General features: G+C 61.1%; 16 protein-coding genes and 1 pseudogene. 11 read left to right on the forward strand and 6 right to left on the reverse strand.

Annotation, left to right across the window (positions count from 1 at the left end; translation table 11 throughout):
• Positions 1–358, forward strand: a 358-nt coding sequence (locus PMI02_RS09050; protein WP_238539039.1) for a hypothetical protein, incomplete at its 5' end; no start/stop codon positions are given.
• 84 nt (positions 359–442) lie between these two features.
• Here the strand turns inward: PMI02_RS09050 and PMI02_RS09055 are convergent.
• Positions 443–910, reverse strand: coding sequence for an Lrp/AsnC family transcriptional regulator (locus PMI02_RS09055; RefSeq protein ID WP_036503071.1), 468 nt, complete (start codon positions 908–910; stop codon positions 443–445).
• A 93-nt stretch (positions 911–1,003) separates the two neighbouring features.
• On the opposite strand from PMI02_RS09055, the gene phhA reads away from it, so the two are divergent.
• Positions 1,004–1,873, forward strand: a complete 870-nt coding sequence (gene phhA, locus PMI02_RS09060) for a phenylalanine 4-monooxygenase (protein WP_036503074.1) — start codon at positions 1,004–1,006, stop codon at positions 1,871–1,873.
• Between the two features lie 149 nt (positions 1,874–2,022).
• Positions 2,023–2,503, forward strand: a pseudogene (locus tag PMI02_RS25840) (homogentisate 1,2-dioxygenase).
• 178 nt (positions 2,504–2,681) lie between these two features.
• Here the strand turns inward: PMI02_RS25840 and PMI02_RS09070 are convergent.
• Entirely contained in the window at positions 2,682–3,122 is a 441-nt protein-coding gene (locus tag PMI02_RS09070) for an ester cyclase (RefSeq protein WP_007681805.1), read from the reverse strand.
• 246 nt (positions 3,123–3,368) lie between these two features.
• Here PMI02_RS09070 and PMI02_RS09075 point away from each other — a divergent pair, with 246 nt between their 5' ends.
• Together PMI02_RS09075 and PMI02_RS09080 are read left to right on the forward strand one after the other, a co-directional pair.
• On the forward strand, positions 3,369–5,426 hold the full coding sequence (locus PMI02_RS09075; RefSeq protein WP_007681806.1) for a hydantoinase/oxoprolinase family protein: 2,058 nt from the start codon (positions 3,369–3,371) through the stop codon (positions 5,424–5,426).
• A 16-nt stretch (positions 5,427–5,442) separates the two neighbouring features.
• On the forward strand, positions 5,443–7,179 hold the full coding sequence (locus tag PMI02_RS09080; protein ID WP_007681807.1) for a hydantoinase B/oxoprolinase family protein: 1,737 nt from the start codon (positions 5,443–5,445) through the stop codon (positions 7,177–7,179).
• Positions 7,180–7,272: 93 nt separating this feature from the next.
• Here the strand turns inward: PMI02_RS09080 and PMI02_RS09085 are convergent, their stop codons facing one another.
• Positions 7,273–8,214, reverse strand: a complete 942-nt coding sequence (locus PMI02_RS09085; protein ID WP_007681808.1) for an ornithine cyclodeaminase family protein — start codon at positions 8,212–8,214, stop codon at positions 7,273–7,275.
• A 197-nt stretch (positions 8,215–8,411) separates the two neighbouring features.
• Here PMI02_RS09085 and PMI02_RS09090 point away from each other — a divergent pair, with 197 nt between their 5' ends.
• The 4 genes from PMI02_RS09090 to PMI02_RS09105 all read left to right on the forward strand — a co-directional run bounded on the left by PMI02_RS09090 (position 8,412) and on the right by PMI02_RS09105 (position 15,601).
• On the forward strand, positions 8,412–10,676 hold the full coding sequence (locus PMI02_RS09090; protein ID WP_007681809.1) for a TonB-dependent receptor: 2,265 nt from the start codon (positions 8,412–8,414) through the stop codon (positions 10,674–10,676).
• Between the two features lie 3 nt (positions 10,677–10,679).
• Positions 10,680–11,699: a dipeptidase gene (locus PMI02_RS09095; RefSeq protein ID WP_007681812.1), complete on the forward strand. Its 1,020-nt coding sequence runs from the start codon at positions 10,680–10,682 to the stop codon at positions 11,697–11,699.
• Positions 11,700–11,796: 97 nt separating this feature from the next.
• Positions 11,797–12,792, forward strand: coding sequence for a dipeptidase (locus PMI02_RS09100; protein WP_007681815.1), 996 nt, complete (start codon positions 11,797–11,799; stop codon positions 12,790–12,792).
• 526 nt (positions 12,793–13,318) lie between these two features.
• Positions 13,319–15,601 (forward strand): LuxR C-terminal-related transcriptional regulator, encoded by a 2,283-nt coding sequence (locus PMI02_RS09105; RefSeq protein ID WP_007681817.1) that lies wholly within the window; start codon positions 13,319–13,321, stop codon positions 15,599–15,601.
• Between the two features lie 84 nt (positions 15,602–15,685).
• Here PMI02_RS09105 and PMI02_RS25845 read toward each other — a convergent pair whose 3' ends face one another.
• Both PMI02_RS25845 and PMI02_RS09115 read right to left on the reverse strand, forming a co-directional pair.
• The gene (locus tag PMI02_RS25845; protein ID WP_007681818.1) at positions 15,686–16,090 is read right to left on the reverse strand and encodes an ester cyclase; all 405 of its coding nucleotides are present in this window, start codon (positions 16,088–16,090) and stop codon (positions 15,686–15,688) included.
• A 58-nt stretch (positions 16,091–16,148) separates the two neighbouring features.
• Positions 16,149–17,369 (reverse strand): amidohydrolase family protein, encoded by a 1,221-nt coding sequence (locus PMI02_RS09115; protein ID WP_007681821.1) that lies wholly within the window; start codon positions 17,367–17,369, stop codon positions 16,149–16,151.
• Positions 17,370–17,616: 247 nt separating this feature from the next.
• Between PMI02_RS09115 and PMI02_RS09120 the strand changes: the two genes are divergently transcribed.
• Both PMI02_RS09120 and PMI02_RS09125 read left to right on the forward strand, forming a co-directional pair.
• The gene (locus tag PMI02_RS09120) at positions 17,617–18,585 is read left to right on the forward strand and encodes a D-glycerate dehydrogenase (protein WP_036503085.1); all 969 of its coding nucleotides are present in this window, start codon (positions 17,617–17,619) and stop codon (positions 18,583–18,585) included.
• Positions 18,582–19,484, forward strand: coding sequence for a hypothetical protein (locus PMI02_RS09125; protein ID WP_007681823.1), 903 nt, complete (start codon positions 18,582–18,584; stop codon positions 19,482–19,484). The genes PMI02_RS09120 and PMI02_RS09125 overlap by 4 nt, the downstream gene beginning before the upstream one ends.
• On the opposite strand, the gene PMI02_RS09130 is transcribed toward PMI02_RS09125, so the two are convergent.
• Positions 19,481–19,786: a 4a-hydroxytetrahydrobiopterin dehydratase gene (locus PMI02_RS09130; RefSeq protein ID WP_007681824.1), complete on the reverse strand. Its 306-nt coding sequence runs from the start codon at positions 19,784–19,786 to the stop codon at positions 19,481–19,483. The genes PMI02_RS09125 and PMI02_RS09130 overlap by 4 nt on opposite strands.
• Positions 19,787–19,873: the final 87 nt, after the last annotated feature.

Below are 19,873 nucleotides of genomic sequence, written 5' to 3' on the forward strand. Positions count from 1 at the left end.
GTCGCTTTGCCAAATTTCGGCGACAGGCCCAATTGAGCCGAGTATAGGGACGTATCTGAATGGCCGGAATTTAGGTCTACGGGAGACGGGTATGCCTAAAACACTGAGCGAACGGGTGGCTGATCTTGAAAGCGCTGCGCTCAAATCTGAAGGCGCGCAGTTCGCGGTACATGACCTTCTCGCCCGCCTCCTGGTGAGGTTACCCGAGCCCGAGGTTCGAAAAATGATCGGAGAGCTGATCGAGCACGCCGACGAACTCGATGGTCAACTCGGTGCGGACCGTCGATCGCTTCAGCTCGCGAACGGCAATGGGGGCAATCAGAGTGGTCTCGGAGCGGCGCCATCTTTGGTCAGTTGAAGGCTGGCCTATCGGACCGAAAGAAAAACAACGATCACGTTAAAGCTACGCGCGTAGCTGTAACGCAAAGTGCAATTTTTCCCTTCAGATCGGCAGCGCTGTCGTATATTTGGTCATCGACAGCGCGAAGTGTGAGGATGCTCCTCCTACTGACGGGTGATCTAGCAATACACTCATCAGAAATCGCTCGTAATCGGCAACGTCCGCCGCAACGATGCGGAGCAGATAATCCCAGTCTCCCGACATCGAGAAACATTCCAAAATCTCTTTCCTTTCACAGACAAGATTCTCGAACGCGCGACGTGCTTCGCGTGCGTGGCTTCGCATGCGGACGTTGCAGATCACGTTGACGCTCCGCGCCAGCGACACCGGATCGAGCAGCCTTACCGGCGGGCCCAGCACACCTGCAGCCTCCAGCGCCTTCACCCTGCGCCAACACGACGCGGCCGAACTGTTCACACGTTCAGCCAGTTCGACATTGCTCAATGACGCATCGACCTGCAACTGCTCCAGAATTCGGCGATCAACATTATCGAGATCCATACATTTCATCTTAGCTGAATAGAAGAAATAATTGCATCAAAGATTCTTCGATTGCAATGGACATTGAGATAATCTCGCAGGGTGTTCGTGCCATAATGCAGCATGGCACAAGCATCCTGCACACCCCCACCCGAAGCAGCTCCCGATTGGACCATCCCACAAGCCTGGGATACCTATAGTCCCGCCGAGCATGCGATGTGGGATCACCTGTTCGCGCGCCAGACGCTCATGTTGCCCGAACGGGCCGCCTCGGAAGTCATGGCTGGCATCGACGTTCTCCGCATGAAACGACCAGGTATTCCCAATTTCGATGAACTATCCGAACGCCTGATGAAAGCGACCGGCTGGCAGGTCGTCGCCGTGTCCGGCCTCGTACCCGACCGGATATTCTTCGAACACCTCGCGAACCGCCGGTTCGTTGCGGGCCGCTTCATCCGCACGCCTGAACAGATCGACTACCTACAGGAACCCGATATCTTCCACGACGTCTTTGGTCACGTCCCGCTGCTGGCGAACCCGGTCTTTGCCGATTACATGCAAGCATATGGCGAAGGCGGTTTGCGCGCTGATGGCTTAGGCGCGATAGAACGGCTGGCGCGGCTATATTGGTACACGGTCGAGTTTGGTCTGGTTCAACAGGACGGCGGCCTCAAGCTCTTCGGCGCGGGGATCATCTCGTCATACGGCGAATCTCTGTTTGCGCTCGACGATCTTTCGCCTAACCGCCTGGGCTTCGATCTGCGCCGACTGATGCGCACGCCCTATCGCATAGACGACTACCAACAGGCCTATTTCGTGGTCGAAAGCTTCGAAGACCTGTTGCGCCAGACGATCGAGACCGACTTTGCCCCGTTATACGCCGAACTAGCCGGTGGCGACGACATTCCGATCGACGTAATCCTGCCTTCCGACCGGGTCCACACCCACGGAACCCAGGCCTACGCCGCAGCCGCAAAGATCCGAGATGCCTGAGCACATGCACGCTCCCTTCACAGCTCTCGTCCCGCAGCAGCCTGACGCGCTGCTCGGAGTCATCGCGCAATTTCGCGACTATCCGCGTCAGGCGCGCGCCGCGGCACAACAACCGACGGAGCTGGCCATACAGAATGCGACCTTCGGCGATGCACGGTGCTTATCCGCCCTACACAGACAACGCTATGCGGGGCGGCGATGGCAAGCAGACCTCCACGCATAACCGGTTGCGCTGGAACCCGGCGGCCCAGCCCGAAACGCCGGTCGATTTCGTCGATGGCCTGGTCACATGTGCCGTCATCAGAGAAGCGGCGACGGGACCGGGCAGCGCGGTTGACCTCTACTCCGCGAACTGCGCGATGGTTTTCAGCGGCGACGGCGAGTTGCTGATAGTGCCGGAGACCGGCCCGTTGCAGGTCGTGGTCGAAATGGACGCGCTGCGGGTCGCGCCGCGGCACTTCGCTCTGATCCCGCGCGGCATCCGCTTCCGCTTGGAACTGCCCGATGGGCCGGCGCGCGGCTATGTCTGCGAAGCGGCCGATCGGCTCGAACGGTCTGGCCAACCCACGCGATTTCGAGCCTCCGATCGCCCGTTTCGGGGATATTGAACGGCCGACGCAGGTCGTTTAGAAGTTCCTAGACAAGCTGTGAGCGACTACGCTGAAGCATGGCCGTTCGATGTGATCGCCGAGCATGGTAACTTGACGCCAGTTCGCGTTCCCAGCAGATAAAAGATACACCAAGCCTAGCGCAGAAATCCGAAACCAGTCCAGCGACGGTGTAGCCGCATCATAGCGACTCGGCCGCGTCAACGGCAGGGCAAGGTGCCCTGCGCAGCCGCCTGCTCGTAGGCTTCGCGTAAAATATCGCTGTAGCGCGAGCACGTCCAACCGCCCGCACTGCGACCATCGACGACGCGGTGGATCGAAAGCATGCGGATCTCGACCGCCCTGCCACTGCCCTCCACCCCCATGAGCGCGCGCATGTGGACGCCGCGCGACAGCGACACCACACCGACACCTTCGTCATTCGCGAAAATGTGTTCGATGATATACTCGAAATCGTCGAATGCGGCCCGCTGCTGACGGATTAAAGCCACTACGTTTTCCACGCCACGCATCATGCCAGCGGGGCTTTGGAAAGCGATGTCTGGATGGCACATGCGGTAGGTCGGCTCGAAATCGCCGTGATTGAGCGAGCGGTCGTACATCTCGTGGAATCGTGCCGTAAGCGTGGCATCGTCGGTCATCGAGCATCCCTCCTCGGGTGAGTTTCCGCGACGACTGCCATCGACCGGACTTCCTCTCCATACCCCGATATGGGGGTGGGTGCCGTGTGGCGGACCGCCGCTTTCCGCCACCCCTTTTTGGAGGGATACCGCTTTGTCGCGCGAGGCGCATGCTCAAGCGGTCGTCAGGTGCTGGCACGCCTTCACTGCTTTGCGGGTGCCGCTTCTTCTGAATCATCAAATCAAGCCGAGCCAAGGATACCAAGCGTGACCAAGCAACACAGCTCCGTCCGATTTTCCATCGATACCGGTGGGACCTTCACAGATATCGTCGTTCTCGACGAGGACACGGGTGAATTCTACATCGACAAGGCGGCGACCACACCGGACAACACTCTGCGCGGCGTGATCAACGCGATCGACAAGGCTAAGGTCGACGTTGAGGCCGTGAACAACTTCTTCATCCACGGGTCCACTACCGCGCTTAACGCCATGCTCGAGCGCAAGGGCGTGAAGACCGCCTATGTCACGACGCTGGGCTTTCGCGACGTGCCCGAGATCATGCGTTACAACCGCACCGAGATGTACAACCCGCGCTATCGCAAGCCCGCCGCGATAGTCCCGCGCGAGCTTCGCTTCGAAGTGCCGGAGCGTGTGACGGTCAAGGGCGACATCCTGGAACCGCTGTGCGAGAATTCGGTCCGCGATGTGGCGCGCCAGATCCGCCAGCACGAGATAAAGGCGGTCGCCGTGTGCTTGCTGCATAGCTTCCGCAACCCGGCGCACGAGCGGCGCATCAAGGATATCCTGCTCGAAGAGAACCCCGACATCCCCGTCGCGATCTCTTCCGACGTCGCGGCCGAGCATCGCGAGTTCGAGCGCGGCATGACCGCGATCCTCAACGCCTACCTCGCCCCGGTCGTCGAGAAATGGATCGGGTCGCTGGAAGAAGAACTGGCCGCTCGCAAGTTTCCCGGCGAAGTGGTGCTGACCAAGTCGGACGGAGGGGGCATGACCCCCGATGCGACCAAGAACAGCCCCATCAACATGCTGCTGTCCGGCCCGGCCGGCGGCGTCATCGGCGGCCTGCATCTGTCACAGCTGACCGAGCACAAGAACCTCATCACCATGGATGTGGGCGGCACCAGCTTCGATATTGCGATGATCAAGAACGGTCGCGCCACGGTGAACCAAGAGACCGAGGTCAACGGCTATCCGATCCTCATCTCCAACCTCGACATCCGCACGATCGGCGCGGGCGGTGGTTCGATCGCGTGGATCGACGATGCCGGCGCAATGCACGTCGGACCGCAGAGCGCTGGCGCGGTGCCGGGGCCGATCTGCTACCGGCGCGGCGGGACAGTGCCCACCGTGACCGACGCCTTTGTGGTGAACGCCTTCATCGATGCGGACCGCTTCTTGGGCGGTGAGATGAGCCTCGACGCGGCGGGCGCCCGCAAGGCCATCGAGAGCCAGGTGGCCGAACCACTCGGCATCGAGCCGATGGCGGCTTCCAGCGGCATCCTTCGCATCGCGATGAGCAACATGGCCGAAGCGGTGAAGAGCATAGCGGCCGAGACCGGGGAAGACCCGCGTGACTTCGGGATGCTCTGCTTCGGCGGCGGCGGGGCCATGTTCGGCGGCTATCTTGTCGACGAGCTGGAGATGCCCGCGGCGATCATCCCGGTTGTCCCCTCCACCTTCTCGGCATTCGGCATGCTGATGATCGACCTTCGGCATGATGTGGTCGAGACGATCTCCAAGAAGCTCTCCGACATGACGGGTGCCGAGCTCGAGCAGCGGTTCGCGGAACTGGTCGAACGCGGGTCCGACCTGCTCGAGCGGGAGGGCGTCCCAGCCGAGCGTCGATCGGCAGAACGGGTCGCGGAAATCCGGTATTCGGGCCAGGAGCATGCCGTTTCCGTACCGGTCACCTTTTCGCTCGAAGACGAAGGCGGCAAGGATGCGCTCTACGCGGCGTTCGAGAACGTCTACAAGGACGTATACGGCTATACGCTCGGCTCTGCCGCCGATGTCGTCAATCTGCGCGTCAAGGCGGTCGGCGAGATCCCCAAGCCCAAGCTGCGCGAGATCGAGCGGGGCGAACCCGACACCTCGGGCGTGCGCCATGGCGAGCGCCAGGTCTGCGACTTCCTTCTGAACGAATGGCAGACTTTCGGTCTCTACGATCGTGCCGCGCTCAAGGCGGGCAACATCGTGCCCGGCCCCGCCCTGATCGAGGAACGTACGACGACGACCGTCGTCCGCAACGGCCAGCAATGTGCCGTCGATCACCTCGGCAACCTTATCATTACTCGCGTTTGACGCGGAGGAGACAACAATGAACACTACGAAAACTGTCGATCCCGTTACTGTCGAGGTCATTCGCAGCTACTATCGCTCCACCGCGAACCAGATGAGCACGGCGCTGATGCGGGCTTCGTTCAGCCCTATCATCTACGAGGTTCGCGATTTCAGCCTGGGCGTCTACAACGAGCGGGCGGAACTGATCGCCGAAGGCAAGGGCCTGCCCGTTTTCATGGGCACCCTCACCTACACGATCCGCACGGTGATGGACTACGTCGGCAAGGAGAATGTGCAGGAAGGCGACATGCTGCTGTGCACCTACCCCTACTGGACGGGCGCGCACTCGCAGGATGCGGTGACGATCCTGCCGATCTTCGAAAACGGCGAAATCATCGCCTACTCGGCTGCCAAAGCCCACTGGATGGATCTTGGCGCCAAGGACATCTACGGCACCGATACGACCGATATCTTCCAGGAAGGCCTCCAGCTCAAGGCCGTGAAGATCATGAAAGCCGGTAAGCTCGACGAGGAGCTGATGGACATCCTGCGGGCCAATACCCGACTGCCCGACGTGCTCACGGGAGATCTCACCGCGCAGATCTCCGCCTGCGAGCTGGGCGCACGGCGCCTTCGCGATCTCAGCGCCAAGTACGGCGTCGAAGTCGTCAGGGCGGCGACAAACCGCATCCTGGACCACGGCGAGGAAATCGCGCGCAAGGCCATCACGGCAATGCCTGACGGCGAATGGACCTCCGAAGTGGCAATCGACAACGACGGCATCGTCGACGAGCCGGTCGTGATCCGTCTGAAAGTGACCATTTCGGGCGATCAGATGCATGTCGACCTGACCGGCACGGCATCGCAGACCAAGGGACCGATAAATTGCCCCTTCGTGTCGACGATGTCGTCGCTTCGATTGGCGATGAAGATGATGGTCGCACCGCATTACGATGCGAACGAAGGCTTTTTCCGACCCTTGTCGGTCTTCGCTCCCGAGGGGACGTTGCTCAATCCGACCAAGCCGGCGCCGGTCTTCATCTATGGCTGGTCAGTGATGGCCGTGGGCGAAGCCATGTTTGCGGCGATGGCGAAAGGCGCGCCCAACCTTTCAATCTCGCGCACCGGCGGTGATATCGGTGCCGTACTGTGGTCGGGAACCGATCCCGCGACGGGCGAATTTTTCGCCGGTGGCGGCGACGAGGCGGTCGGCAACGGCGCATCCTGCGACGCGGATGGCGAGAACGCACTGATCCACTTCACCCTGGGCGAATGCCGCAACATCCCGGTCGAGATCCTCGAGGAGCGCTACCCGATCCTCACCGTCGCCTACGGCCTGCGCCACGATTCCGCTGGGGCCGGCCGCTTCCGGGGTGGCCTCGGCGTCACTCGGGAATGGCGCATTCTCGGCGACCTCAGCATCATCTCGGTCGTCGACCAGACGCGAGGAGGCGTGGAAGGCGTCGAGGGGGGCCTGGCGGCCAAGCCGAACCGTATCCTTATCTATCCCGATAGCCCGGAACAGCGCATCGAAGGCAAACTGACCGGCTTCCAGCTGAAAGCCGGCGAGCACATCCGTGTCGAGACCGCCGGAGGGGCGGGCTGGGGCGACCCGCGCCAGCGCGACGCCGCCGAAGTACTGGCCGACGTGCGCGGTGGCTATGTCAGCCGCGAAAGCGCAGAGGCCGATTATAAAGTCGTGCTGACCGGCGATGGCGCCGGACTCAGCGTTGACCAGGATGCTACCGCAAACCTGCGCAAGGTCGCCGCCTGATCGGGGCGCGGCGCTGGATAGCACGATCCGGCGCCGCGCCCCGAATACCTCTTCTGCTGGCTGGCCCTTCGGGTCAGTTCCGACCGTTCGGCATTACCCGAACAACAATTCTGCCGCCGCCAAATCCTGGACGATGTGGCCGAGCGATTTGTAGACGGTGATGTCGTCTTGCGACGAACGGCCGATAACCGTTCCGGCCATCACCTCGCCGATTTCCGCGAGGATGTGATCGTCCCCGACGAGACCGGCCTTGCGTGCGTGAAGAAACTCCGCCCCCTGGCTCATCACGTTGACGCGGTCGTCAGCAAAGAACCTCGATAGCGCGACAAGTTCACCATCGACTTCGCGCGGCCCGGCAAACCCTGACCCGACAAGGTTGACGTGTACGCCGCGCTGAAGGTCTGCGCCCAGCAGGATCGGCTCGGATGCGCTGGTCGTCGTGCATATGATGTCCGCTTCCGCAACCGCCTCGCGAACATCGCGCGCCGCATGGCACGAGATGCCGAAGCATTGTTGCACCCGCGCGGAGAAGCCGCGCCGCTTGCCTTCGTCTCGGCCCCACACGGTGATCGCGGAAAGATCGCGGACGCACAGCATCGCCTCGACATGGGCCATCGCCTGCGTGCCATAACCCAGCACTGCCATCGACCGGGCATCGCTCCGCGCCAGGCAATCGGTCGCGGCTGCGCTAGCGGATGCGGTGCGGATGCGCGTCACCTCTCCAGCATCGATGATGGCGCGCGGCGCACCGCTTGCCGGATCGAACAGCACGATCGCACCCTGATGGGATTCAAGGCCTCTGGCGTGATTGCCCGGGAAGACGCTGACGATCTTCGCGCCGAACGGGGCCCCGGCTGCGAGCCGCCCTCCCATCAAACCCAGCATCCCCGAATTCGGGACCTGCAGAATCTGGCGCGGCAAGCCCGCCAGTTCGCCGGCCGAAAGCGCAATCATCGTGGATCGCATCGCATTGATGCAATCGGGGAAACCGAGGCTCGCCCGGACTGTGTCACTGTCGAAGAATTTAGGGTTCATAAAGTCTCCAATACCCCCACCAGGAGGGGTAGCGCTCCGTCCATTTGCGATCAGACTGACCGATGAGAGCGGAATTTTAGTGGGGCAGAACGCGTTAATTCTAAATCACATAACTACAACTGATACATTTAATAAATACCAAATTTAGATCGAAATCGAAGTTCGGTATTTTTATAAATCTGCTCAGGGGGGTAAGTATGTCTGTACATATCGACAGGAATTATCGCCGGCCTTTGTTCTTTTCGTCTCTTTTAATTATCGCAGCCAGCAGCGCCTCCCACGCCCAGACATCTGATGCCGGCAGCAACGATCCCGCAGACGCCGTCGACAGCAACGAACTCGTTGTCACCGCCCGGCGACGCGAGGAACGGCTTCAGGACGTCCCCGATTCCGTCACACTCCTTTCCACAGCGACGATCGAGCGCGCCGGCCTGCGCACGCTCGACGATTTCACGCGCATGGTTCCCAACCTCACCTTCCGCAACGGCAAGGGGTTCAACGGCGGCGATATTCGCCTGTCGATGCGCGGGGTGGGCAACGGCCAACAGGGGTGGCCATCAGTCGCCTTCCTCGTCGACAGCGTGCCGGTCGATTCACTCGATAACCTCGCCGGTGGCAATTATACCGGCATTGCACGCGTCGAGGTGCTGCGCGGGCCGCAGAGCGCGGTCTATGGCGCCAACGCGATCGCCGGCGCGGTCAACGTCATCACGAAACAGCCGGATGGCACTTTCGGCGGCCAGATGCTCGCCGAGTACGCGAACGGCAACGACAAGCGTATGACCGGCGACTTGACCGGCCCGATCGCCGGGGATGTGCTCGCCTTCCGGCTCAACGCGGAAATCCAGGACGCCGACGGCTCCGTAAAGAACGCGACCGACGGACGCGGGCTCAACTTCATCAATGCGCAGCGGTTGCGCGGGCAACTGCTATTCCGGCCAATCGACCGGCTGACCTTCGACCTGAAGGGAGAATATAACCACTCGCGCAACGGCGCGATGTATCACTCGCTCGTCCCCTCGCGCGCATTCCTCGACAAGTCCGAGGGCGGCTTCGGGCCGAGGCGCCGCCTGATCGGCGAAGAGAACCGGAAATACCACCGCGTCTCGCTGCGCGCGACCTATGCGGCTGACACGTTCGAGCTGACTTCGGTCACCTCTTACAGCAATTCTCGCCAGACCACGGTCGGCAGCCTTTGCTACAATGATCCGGACAACCCGCTGGACACCGATCCCGCGCCAGGCGCGCAGGCAGGTTGCTACCTGGGCGGAACCGCGCTGGGCTCTTCGGCGGCGACGGGTGAACTCGTCGATCAGGTCTTCGAGGGCGGCGACAGCTCGCGCTCATTCTTCCAGGATGCGCGCCTGCAATCGTCAGGGGGCGGTCCGTTCCAGTGGATGTTCGGCGCGACCTACATGAGCCGCAGGGCCGTCAACGGGTTCAACACCTACAACTTGCTAGGTGGTGCGAACGGCGGCGATGGTTGCGGCGACAAGGTCGGCTTCGATTTCGCTGGTTGCCAGGTGATCCCGGTGTTTCCCCGCTGGGACAGGCGGCAGGACAACTGGTGGGGAGCCTACGCGCAGCTGTCGTACGAGATCACGCCTCAGCTGGAACTGACCCTTGCGGGCCGATACGACAGCCAGAAATTCCGTAACAGCACATATCTGGACCGGGGGCTCGCGCAGATCGTGCCGGTTCCCGACAAGGGCGGCATACTCGTCACCACGCTCAAGGAAAAGTCGGACGACTTTCAGCCCAAGGCGCAGTTGTCCTACAAGATCAGCTCGGACGTGATGGTCTACACGACCTATGCAAAGGGCTATCGCGCCGGCTTCTACAACACCGGATCCTTTACACTGCCGGAAAAGACTGAAAATTACGAAGTGGGCGTAAAGGCGTCGACGAGCACCGGCTTCGGCAAGTTGATGGTCAACGGCGCGATGTTCCACATTGACTATTCCAATCAGCAATCCTCCACTGTCGTCGCCACGCCACCGTTCCGGGTTCCGATCACAATCCCGGCAACGGTTATCAACGGCGTGGAACTTGAAACCAGTCTGACGAGAGGCGGCCTGTCGCTTGCCGCGGCGGCGGGGTATCTCGATGCCAAGATCAAGGGCGGCTTGCGCTCGCCCAACAGTCCGAAGTTGACGCTTAGCGTGCGCGGCGACTACACTCATCCACTCGGCGACGCCGCCGACCTGCTGTTGCATGCCGACTGGCGCTACAGCTCGCGCCAAAACATCGACATCACCGCTCCGATCGATGTCGTCCCGCCCAGACAATACGTGAATCTACGTGCCGGCGTGCGTTGGGGCCAGTTCACGCTTACCGGCTTCGTGGAAAATCTCACCGACACGCGCGAGCAGACGAGCGAGGCCAACCAGCTTGGCACCGCCTGGCTTCTGACGCTCAACGATCCGCGGCGTTACGGCGCCAACATCAAGGTGGATTTCTAGAACATGACCTTTCCGGCCATCGCCTCCGCCCGTTCCGCGCGAGAACTGCTCGCCTCGATGCCGGTGTGGGACAATCATGCCTGCCTGCCGCTGCGCCCCGATGACGAGAGCTTCATGGAGCAGCTGTGGCGTTTTCGCGCAGGCGGCGTGGATGTCGCATCGATCAACGTCGGCTTCGGCGAACAGGGGATTGAGGAGCACGTGCGGATTCTCGCGCTGTTCCGCCACTGGCTTTCCCGCCATACAGACCGTTTTGTGCTCGCCACTTCGGTTGCGGACATCGAGGCGGCCCGCGCGACGGGTCGCCTCGCCGTTTGTTTCGATATCGAGGGCGCGAACGCGGTGGCCGATCAGCCGAGCCTGGTACAGCTCTACTACGACCTCGGCGTACGCTGGATGCTGCTGGCTTACAACCGAAACTCCCGGGCAGCCGGTGGCTGCCACGATGAGGACAGCGGCCTCACTCCCTTCGGCCGCAAGGTAATCGACCAGATGGAACGGGTCGGCATGGTACTGTGCTGCGCGCACGCAGGGGAGCGCAGCGTTTTCGACATCATGGCCTATTCCCGCAATCCGGTAGTCTTCTCTCACTCCTGCGCGCGCGCGGTGTTCGACCATCCCCGCAATATCACCGATGCCATGATCCGCGCCTGTGCTGCCACCGGCGGCGTCGTCGGCGTCAATGGCATCGACATCTTCGTTGGCAAGACCGAGGACCTTGTGGGTCAGTATGTGCGCCATATCCTGCACATCGCCGACCTGGTCGGGACAGAACACGTGGGCATCGGCACCGATTATGTCTTCGACACGGCGGAACTCGAAGAATTTGTCGTCAAGATGAAGAGCAGTTTCCCAGCGGGCATGGGCTACAGTTCAGACATCAGCATGATCGGACCAGAGCGCATGGAGGACATCGTCGAAAGGCTTCAGGGCCACGGCTTTGCCGACGAAGACTTACGCCGCACCATGGGGGGGAACTTAATGCGGATTGCCCGTCAGGTCTGGAAGCCGACCTACGCCTGAACCGGCTTAAAGCCTAGTGCGCGCCCCCCAAAGGAGGGATGGTCTCGCTCGCCTGCCGCCCAGACAATTCCGGGACAACAGGCTTGGAGGAAAGTTCGTGACTGCTGGCACCACGTGGAAGGACAAGTTCGGAAATCCGTTCGTCGCCGAAATGACAACTCCTATCACCGCTCCGGGGTCATCCGCGCTGAAAGACGCGCTGGCACGACGGTTCCTCGAGAACGGCCTCGACTTCATGTCGGTCACGGTCGCAGAGGATGCGGATACCGCGACGGCACTGCGCCAGATCGGCGAGATCAGGCGTTTCTTCCTCTCGCAGTCCAAAACTTGCGTGCTGATTGATACGGTAGATGACGCGCTTGCTGCCAAAGCGGTGGGCAAGCTCGCCGTGAGCCTTCATTTTCAGGGAACAATGCCCGTAGGCCGGGACCTCAATCTGGTTGAAGTATTCTATAAGCTGGGCATCCGCCACATGCTGATGGCCTATAACAACAAAAATTTGGTCGCTGATGGTTGCCACGAGCCCGGCGGCACTGGCCTCAGCAATTTCGGCCGCAAACTGGTTGACGAGATGAACCGCGTCGGCATGTTCGTAGACGTATCGCACACCAGTCATGCCGCGGCGATGGACGTGTTGGAATACTCGAATCGCCCGGTCATCGCCAGCCACACCAACGTCGCGGCTATCCAACCCCACGCGCGCAATATCAACAACGAGCAGATCAGGGCAATCGCCGGCTCCGGCGGTGTCATCGGTCTGACCGGCCTCTGCATTTTCACCGGCGACGACGAAGCCAGCGCGGACGGCTACGTACGACATATCGACCATATTGCCCAACTGGTCGGCCCGGCCCATGTCGGCCTTGGCTTCGACTATGTCTATGACCTACCTGCTCTCGTCGCTTTCGCGCAGACAATGGCGGGCATTTGGCCGGCTGACGGGGGCTACACTCGCACCGACATGAAGCAGGTCGAGCCCGAAGCGATCGGCGCTATCGCTGAGGGGCTGTCGGCACGCGGTTACAGTGACGACGACGTCCGCAATGTCCTTGGGGGCAACTGGCTGCGCATGATGCGCGAGATCTGGCGCTGAGGATTGCTTGGCAATGCTCGCCGGATATTTAACACGGCATTGACGCCGCGATGCCCAGCCAAACAAGACTCGATCATGTTTTGATCCCTATGTTTCCTGAGAAGAAACATTTGCTTATCCGAAAGGCCCATGCATATGTTACATTCTCATGTCGAGAGGTGTTTGAGAGGATCTTGCTTTGCACAGCGCGAGTCAGAAAATCGATCAGCTAAAGCCAGGCCTTTCCCAGTCGACCGCATCGGTTTTCGCTGCATCTGGATCCGGCGATAGTCGGACACTCCCACGTACAGGATTGATTTCGAGGATACTTGATCAGGATCGGCAGGCTCTTGTCCTTATCGGAGCGGCGCCGGGATTTGGAAAGTCGGTATTGCTTCGCCAACTCGGTCGCGCGCTCGGCAAGCAAGGATATCCTTGGGCCTCGTTCACGGCCGGGGGGGGCGACCCGTGCGAGATCACGCTCTGCACTCAACTGCTTCAAGCTATTGCGACCGCCGCAGATCTAGGAATTCCAGGCGAAAGCGCCTTGGAGGTCCTCCTCGGACAAGAGGACACGCCAGACCTGCTGTCTCAATCCGCCTTTACCCTGCTTATCGACGACTATCAGCATGTGCGCTCGGTTTTTTCCGATGCGCTGCTGGCACGCTTGCTTTCCACTTTGCCGCAAGGATCACGGATTATCGCGGTTGGCCGTTTTTCGCCCAGCGATGTCAATCTCCCCGCGCTCAAGCTGAATGAGGCAGACCTGCGCTTCAACGAAATGGAAATGACGGAGCTGCAGCGTGCGTTGCTAGTCACAGCGTCAGTGCAGCTCGGATCACTGCTGATGGCGGGCTGGCCGGCCGGCGCGCGCATCGTCTGCCGGCACGCGACGACAAAGGCAATACCGCCGGAGTCTATGCGTCGGCGCATCACTGCGGATGCCGGCGCTTACCTCGACAGGCACGTTCCATCTGAACTTCGTCCAATCGTGAATGCCCTTGCGCTCATTCCTGAGCGGGTGCTGGTCACCGAGCATATAGACGACTTGTGCAAGGCAAGTCCCGAAGCATTGGGGCGGCTTTCCGACCTCGGGTTGCTCGAGTCGGGCGAAGAGGGTGTACGGCTCAAATCTCCGTTCCGCGACATCATTCATGACCGATTCGCCGATCAGGAGCCGGAGCGATACCGCATGGGCTGCCAAGCGATCATCGGGAAACTGATCGGCCAGCACCGTTGGAACGAGGCCAGGGACGTTTTCCAGCGCTGCCCGCCTGCCCATGCGCTGAATGTGTTGGAATTGAATGGGGGCTGGATGCTGGATGTCCGCTACGGACCTGATCTGGTAGGTAGCTTCAACGCTGACCTGTCCGGCAATCTTTCCGCCTTCCCACGGCTGGAATTGCTGCACATCGTCTCCCTCGCACGCGCTGGCTTCAACGATGAGGCGCAGGCTCAGTTCGAGCGGATTTGCGCTCGCGATGCGATCATCAGCCACGACCCGATGCGCGCCGCGGAGCTTGCGATCATCGCCGTGCGGCTCGCAATATTTGCTGATCACGGTGTAGATGTGGAGCTTACTGATCGGCTTGAGCGGCAAATGAAGTCCGATCTCAGTTCCGATCCGGCGCTTTATGCGATCGCGGCTGATGTTCTGTGCGATGCCTACTACCGGACCGGCCATTACCAGCAGAGCAGGGAGGCCGGGCTGCGAGGCCTTGTGCTCAGCGAACACTACTCGGTCCCTTTCGCGGGCGCTTACGTCTTCGCACTTAGTGCGATGTCCGAGTACCGGCTCGGGAACCTGCCCCAGGCCGTCGATCTGGTGGAACGGATGACTGTCCATGTCCGCAACTGGTTTCCGCTTTCAAGCACGCTCAACGATGCCGCAGCAATCATCATGGCGGTGATGCGCTACGAGCAGGGCCGCTTCGATGAAGCCGAAGCCCTGCTTGATCGGCCACTCGACGTCGTCCTGCACAAAGAGGGTTGGGCCGAACTCTGTGTCGCCGGTTTCATGACTGCGGCGAATGTTGCGCTTTTGCAGCAAGGCTGTGAGCCTGCGCTCGAAATAGTCGCGCGAGCTGAAGCGGCCGGCGCAAGGATGGGCTTTCAGCGTCTGGTCAAGCTCGCACGGTGCAGGGCTTTATTCATTCTCGTCAAGGCCAACCGCAAAGACGAAGCAGGCCAGCTCGCGACAGGTGACAGCTTCCCAGTGACCAGCGACGCAACCGGCAATGATACCTGGCGGGACTATGTCTGCGTCTCTGAAATCCTGGCGCTTAATAGTCTCAGGCTTGCCGATGGTCAGGAGCGTGAGAGCCTCGCTGATTTTGGCCGTTATCTTGGCGCGCGCGGGGTAGTGCAGAATGTACCCGTATATTTGCGCGTGTCATGCCTGAAGCTGCAGGCGCTTTGCGCTATTAGCCGTGATGCATGCGAAGAGATTGCAACGACATTGCGTATGATCTACCTTCATGCTGAAAAACGCGGATATGTTGGTGGCCTCGCCGAGATTGGCGGCCTTGAGCAGGTTCTTGAAGCGTGTGCCAAGCGTACCGACCTGCCTTCTGACGTTCGGCCACTTGCGGATCGGCTGGCCTCCCGCTGCAAGACGCTGACGAGCGGGCATCGCAACCAACCCACCGCGCTCAGTCCGCGACAGAATCAGATCCTATCGCTGCTGGTCGATGGTCTGTCCAACAAAGAAATCGCCCGCAAACTCGAGCTGGCTGAGGGCACCGTCAAATCGTATCGCAAAACGCTCTACCAGAAGCTCGACATCTCGCGTCGTTCGCAGGCAATCGAACGCGCCCGCGCACTTTCCTGAATCTGCCTTTCGTTCGCGCTCCCGGACCGCAGGCAATCCACGCGGGTCGCGACCAAGGACGCCTCGCGCGGCATCGCAGAGACGCTACTCCCCGGTCGAGAGCGCGAACACCTCGTGCATGTTGGAATATCCCGTGGCCTCGACGCTGCGACCATTCAGGAATTTGTGGATCGTCACGCCGCTGAACCGGATCGAGCCCCCACTTGCCGGAGTGCCGAAAAAATCGCGCACGTGCTTGCCGGTGATCGTCCACTGCACCGCGATCCGGTCGCCGCTGACAAAAAAGTCATCGACCTGAAGATGGAAGCCCTCGAATGACTCGCGTTGGGCATCGACCAGATCGGCAATCTGCTGCCGGCCACGCACTGCCTTCATGGGGTTGATATAGACGAAATCCTCGTCGACATACTGGTCGAGCACCGCCGTGTTGCAATTGGTGAATAGCTCCTCATACATTTCACGGGCGATTTGTGCGTTGTCCTGCAACATGACGTATTCTCCTGGATTGGACGGGTGTGGGTGACGACGACGATCGCGCGCGTGCCGATCAGGCAGGAAGCAGCGCCTCGCCATTGGTCACGAAGAATTTCTCGACGACTTCAGGGCCGAGATGAGCGATGCTGTGATACAGTCGGTTTGCCGGATCCTTCCCGCCTTCGACATGCGGATAATCGCTAGCGAAACACAGCATATCGACGGTTTCGGGATGGCGCTCGATAAGGGTGCCGATCGGCTCGAAATCGAAAGGCGCGATGCGCAGATTACGCTTGGCGTAGAACGATGGTTTTTCGGGCAGAACGACTGAGGCTGCCGTGCCGAACGCCCGCATGTTACCGTGCCACATATCGAGATGTTCCATCATCGGCCCGATCCACATACAGCCCGTCTCCAGAACGCCCAGGACGAGCTCGCGATGTCGCTCGAACACTCCCCCTACGAGCATCGACTGCACGAAGTTCTGTGTCGGCCAGTGATTGACCGACAACCACCATGGATCGGCGCGAAATTCTCCCAGCACCCGAAAATTCTCGAACGGGCGGGCATCACCCCATGCCATCGTTTCGAAGAACTGGCCCTCGGCGCCGACGTGAAGACAGGCGGCGATCTTGTTCGCAGCCAGCAGCTCCCAGAACGGATCGAGATCATAGTGAGCAGGGGAAAGTCCGCCAGGCGGCACGCAGCTCGGCAGCCAAACCGCGCGAACACCACTAGCGATCAGGGCGCGGGTGATTTCCATCAGTTCCGTCACATCATCTGCCAACACCGGGAGCACCGGTCTGATCCGATCTGAAATTCCGGCGGCTTCGATTCCCCACTGATTATAGGCGGCGACGCAGGCCTTGCCGATCGCCCGCCTGTCTCCCCGCACCTTCTCGAGAAAGCCGAATGCGTTGTCTTCAGGCAGGATCGCTGTCATCAGGCCATATGCGCCGGCGGTCGGGAACATAAGTTGCCGTGCAACGCCCATCGCGTCCATGACTTCGAGCCGGCGCTGAACGTCGAGCGCGCCAGGCGCAGAGCAGCCCTTTACCCGCCAGACCGACTCCTCGGCTAGATCGCGATCGTCGGCGACGAAATCCGGCACGTTGGGGTGGTTGATATTTTCGCGGTTAGTCTCGCCGTTGGTCAAGAATGACTCGGCTAGCGGGGCGAAGTCCGGTCCGAGTTGCGCGGTCCAGGCCTGAGCTGGCATCATCTCGTGGCTGTCGACGTCAAGCATGCGGCCGGCAAAGGCCCGCAGCTCCGGCACAAGTGTCTCTTCGTTCATGGGCCATCCTTTTCAGAAGCTCCAAGGGTGCCCGACGTAGGTGTTTGCATCGATGCCCCTTTGCGGGGGTAAGCACCATGACCATACCTGACAGGAAAAATAGTTTCCTGGGAGTTGACGGCAAAACACTCGCCGTTTATCGCGTAAATCCGACGGCAATACCGTTCTTCAACCGCAGCAGTTTTTGTTCGCTCGGCCAACCCCTTAGAAGTCGGCGGTTCCACAAGCCGCCCGTCCGTGATCGTGAATGATGAAAATCCTTGTTACTAGAAAATGGCCTAATGATGTCGAGCGTGAACTTGCCACGCGATCCGGCCTGACGTTCAACACATCGGATTCACCGATGAGTGCCTCCAGTTTGCGACAGGCGCTGACCGATTACGACGTCATCTGCCCTACAGTGACCGATCGCATCACGCGCGCGATGATCGAACAGCAAGGGCTGCGGACAGCATTGCTGTGCAACTACGGTGCGGGCCTTGACCATATCGATCTGGATGCCTGCCGCGAAGCGGGCATCACCGTCACCAACACCCCTGATGTGCTAACCGACGCAACGGCAGAAGTGGCGCTGACGCTGATGCTTATGGTCGCTCGCCGCGCGGGGGAGGGAGAGCGGGAACTTCGCGGCGGCGATTGGACCGGCTGGCGCCCCACCCACCTGCTCGGTAGGCAGCTTTCGGGCAGCGTGCTTGGCCTGATCGGTTTTGGGCGGATCGCACAGCGTACGGCGCAGCTTGGCCGGGCGTTCGGTATGGACGTCATCTACCACTCACGCTCGCGCGCCGCGCCTGCGGTCGAAGCGGAGCACCGCGCGCAGTATCGGCCCGAACTCGAAAGCCTGTTGCGCGAATCGGATTTTGTATCGCTCCACTGCCCCGGAGGCGCCGCAACCGACAACCTGATCGACACCGCCCGGTTGGAGCAAATGCGCCGCACAGCCTTTCTCATCAATACCGCGCGTGGCAGCGTGATCGACGAGGACGCGCTGGTGACTGCGCTGGAATCAGGCGCCATCGCTGGCGCCGGGCTCGATGTCTTTCGCAACGAGCCTGCGATATCGCCTGCGCTTATGGACGCGCCCAATCTCGTCATGCTGCCGCATCTTGGCAGCGCCACCGAGGAAAGCCGCACAGCGATGGGCATGCGCGCGCTCGACAACCTCGATCACTGGCTGCGAGGAGAGGCACCGCCAGATCGCGTTGCCCATCCATGAGCGGGGCACACGGCCTGCTGGAAATCGCCTTCGCCGAACGCGCCGCTCTCGGCCACTTCGCCGGCGACCACGTGTCGAACTTGGTGGAGACGGCCCTGCCCATCCACGACGCGATCCTGGCCCGATCCACGCAAAGTAAGGGGACGACTGTTGCCGGTCTCTGCGGCTCGCAGGGCAGCGGGAAGACGACGATAGCCGATGGTATCGCTCATGCGCTGCGTCTTGGCGGTCGGTCGGTCGTCTCGCTCTCGATCGATGACGTCTATCTATCACGCCGGCAACGTGAACAACTGGCGAGCGACGTCCATCCGCTGCTCATCACTCGCGGCGTTCCGGGCACACACGACGTCGATCGGGCGACCGCCGTGCTCGACGCGCTTGCGAGCCAAGGCCCCCCGGTCGCCTTGCCCGCCTTCGACAAGGCCAACGACGATCGCGTCCCGGCCAGCCAGGAAGCCAGCGCTCCGACACCTGTCGATATCGTCCTGCTGGAGGGTTGGTGCGTCGGCGCGAGGCCACAGGCCAGCGGTGCGCTGGCCGCACCCGCGAATTCCCTGGAATGCGACGAGGACGCTGATGGTTCATGGCGCCGTTACGTGAACGAGCAACTGAGCGGCCCCTACCGGGCGTTTTTCGCGCGCATCGACGTGCTTGCCCTGCTTCAGGCGCCCGGCTTCGAGCAGGTCTATGCCTGGCGGCTCGAGCAGGAGCACAAGCTCGCCGCTAGCCTCACCGCCCAAGGGCGCCCGATCGAGGGTTCGCGGGTCATGGATGAGGAACAGATCAGGCGCTTCATCAGCCATTACGAACGGCTGACGCGCCACATCCTGGAGGAAATGCCCGGCCGCGCGGATATCGTCATCCCACTCGATGCCGCGCGGCGACCGGCCCGCAATTAGCCGGGCGCCGACTGGCCCAGCATCGTATTGATCTGCCTGGCGAGAGACACGTCTTGCGCACTGACGCCGCCGGCATCGTGAGTGGTCAGCCAGATCTCGATCCGATTGTAGACGTTCGACCATTCGGGGTGATGATCCGCCTTCTCGGCATGCAACGCAATGCGCGCCATCAGCCCGAAGGCTTCGCAGAAATCGCCCAGTATCAGTTTACGATAGAGCGCCTTGCGCTGAGCATCGTGGCTCCATCCGGGAAGGGTATCGACGGAGTGGGCGAGTTCCTCGGGACTGAGTTCGGCGATCATGCTGGAATGTCCTTCTTGCGCATGGTGAGCCATGCTCTTCGGCAGTCTCTGGCCAATGCGTCGTTCATGCTTTCACTTGGCACGACG

Origin of the sequence: Novosphingobium sp. AP12, from assembly GCF_000281975.1 — a bacterium.
Taxonomy (GTDB): domain Bacteria; phylum Pseudomonadota; class Alphaproteobacteria; order Sphingomonadales; family Sphingomonadaceae; genus Novosphingobium.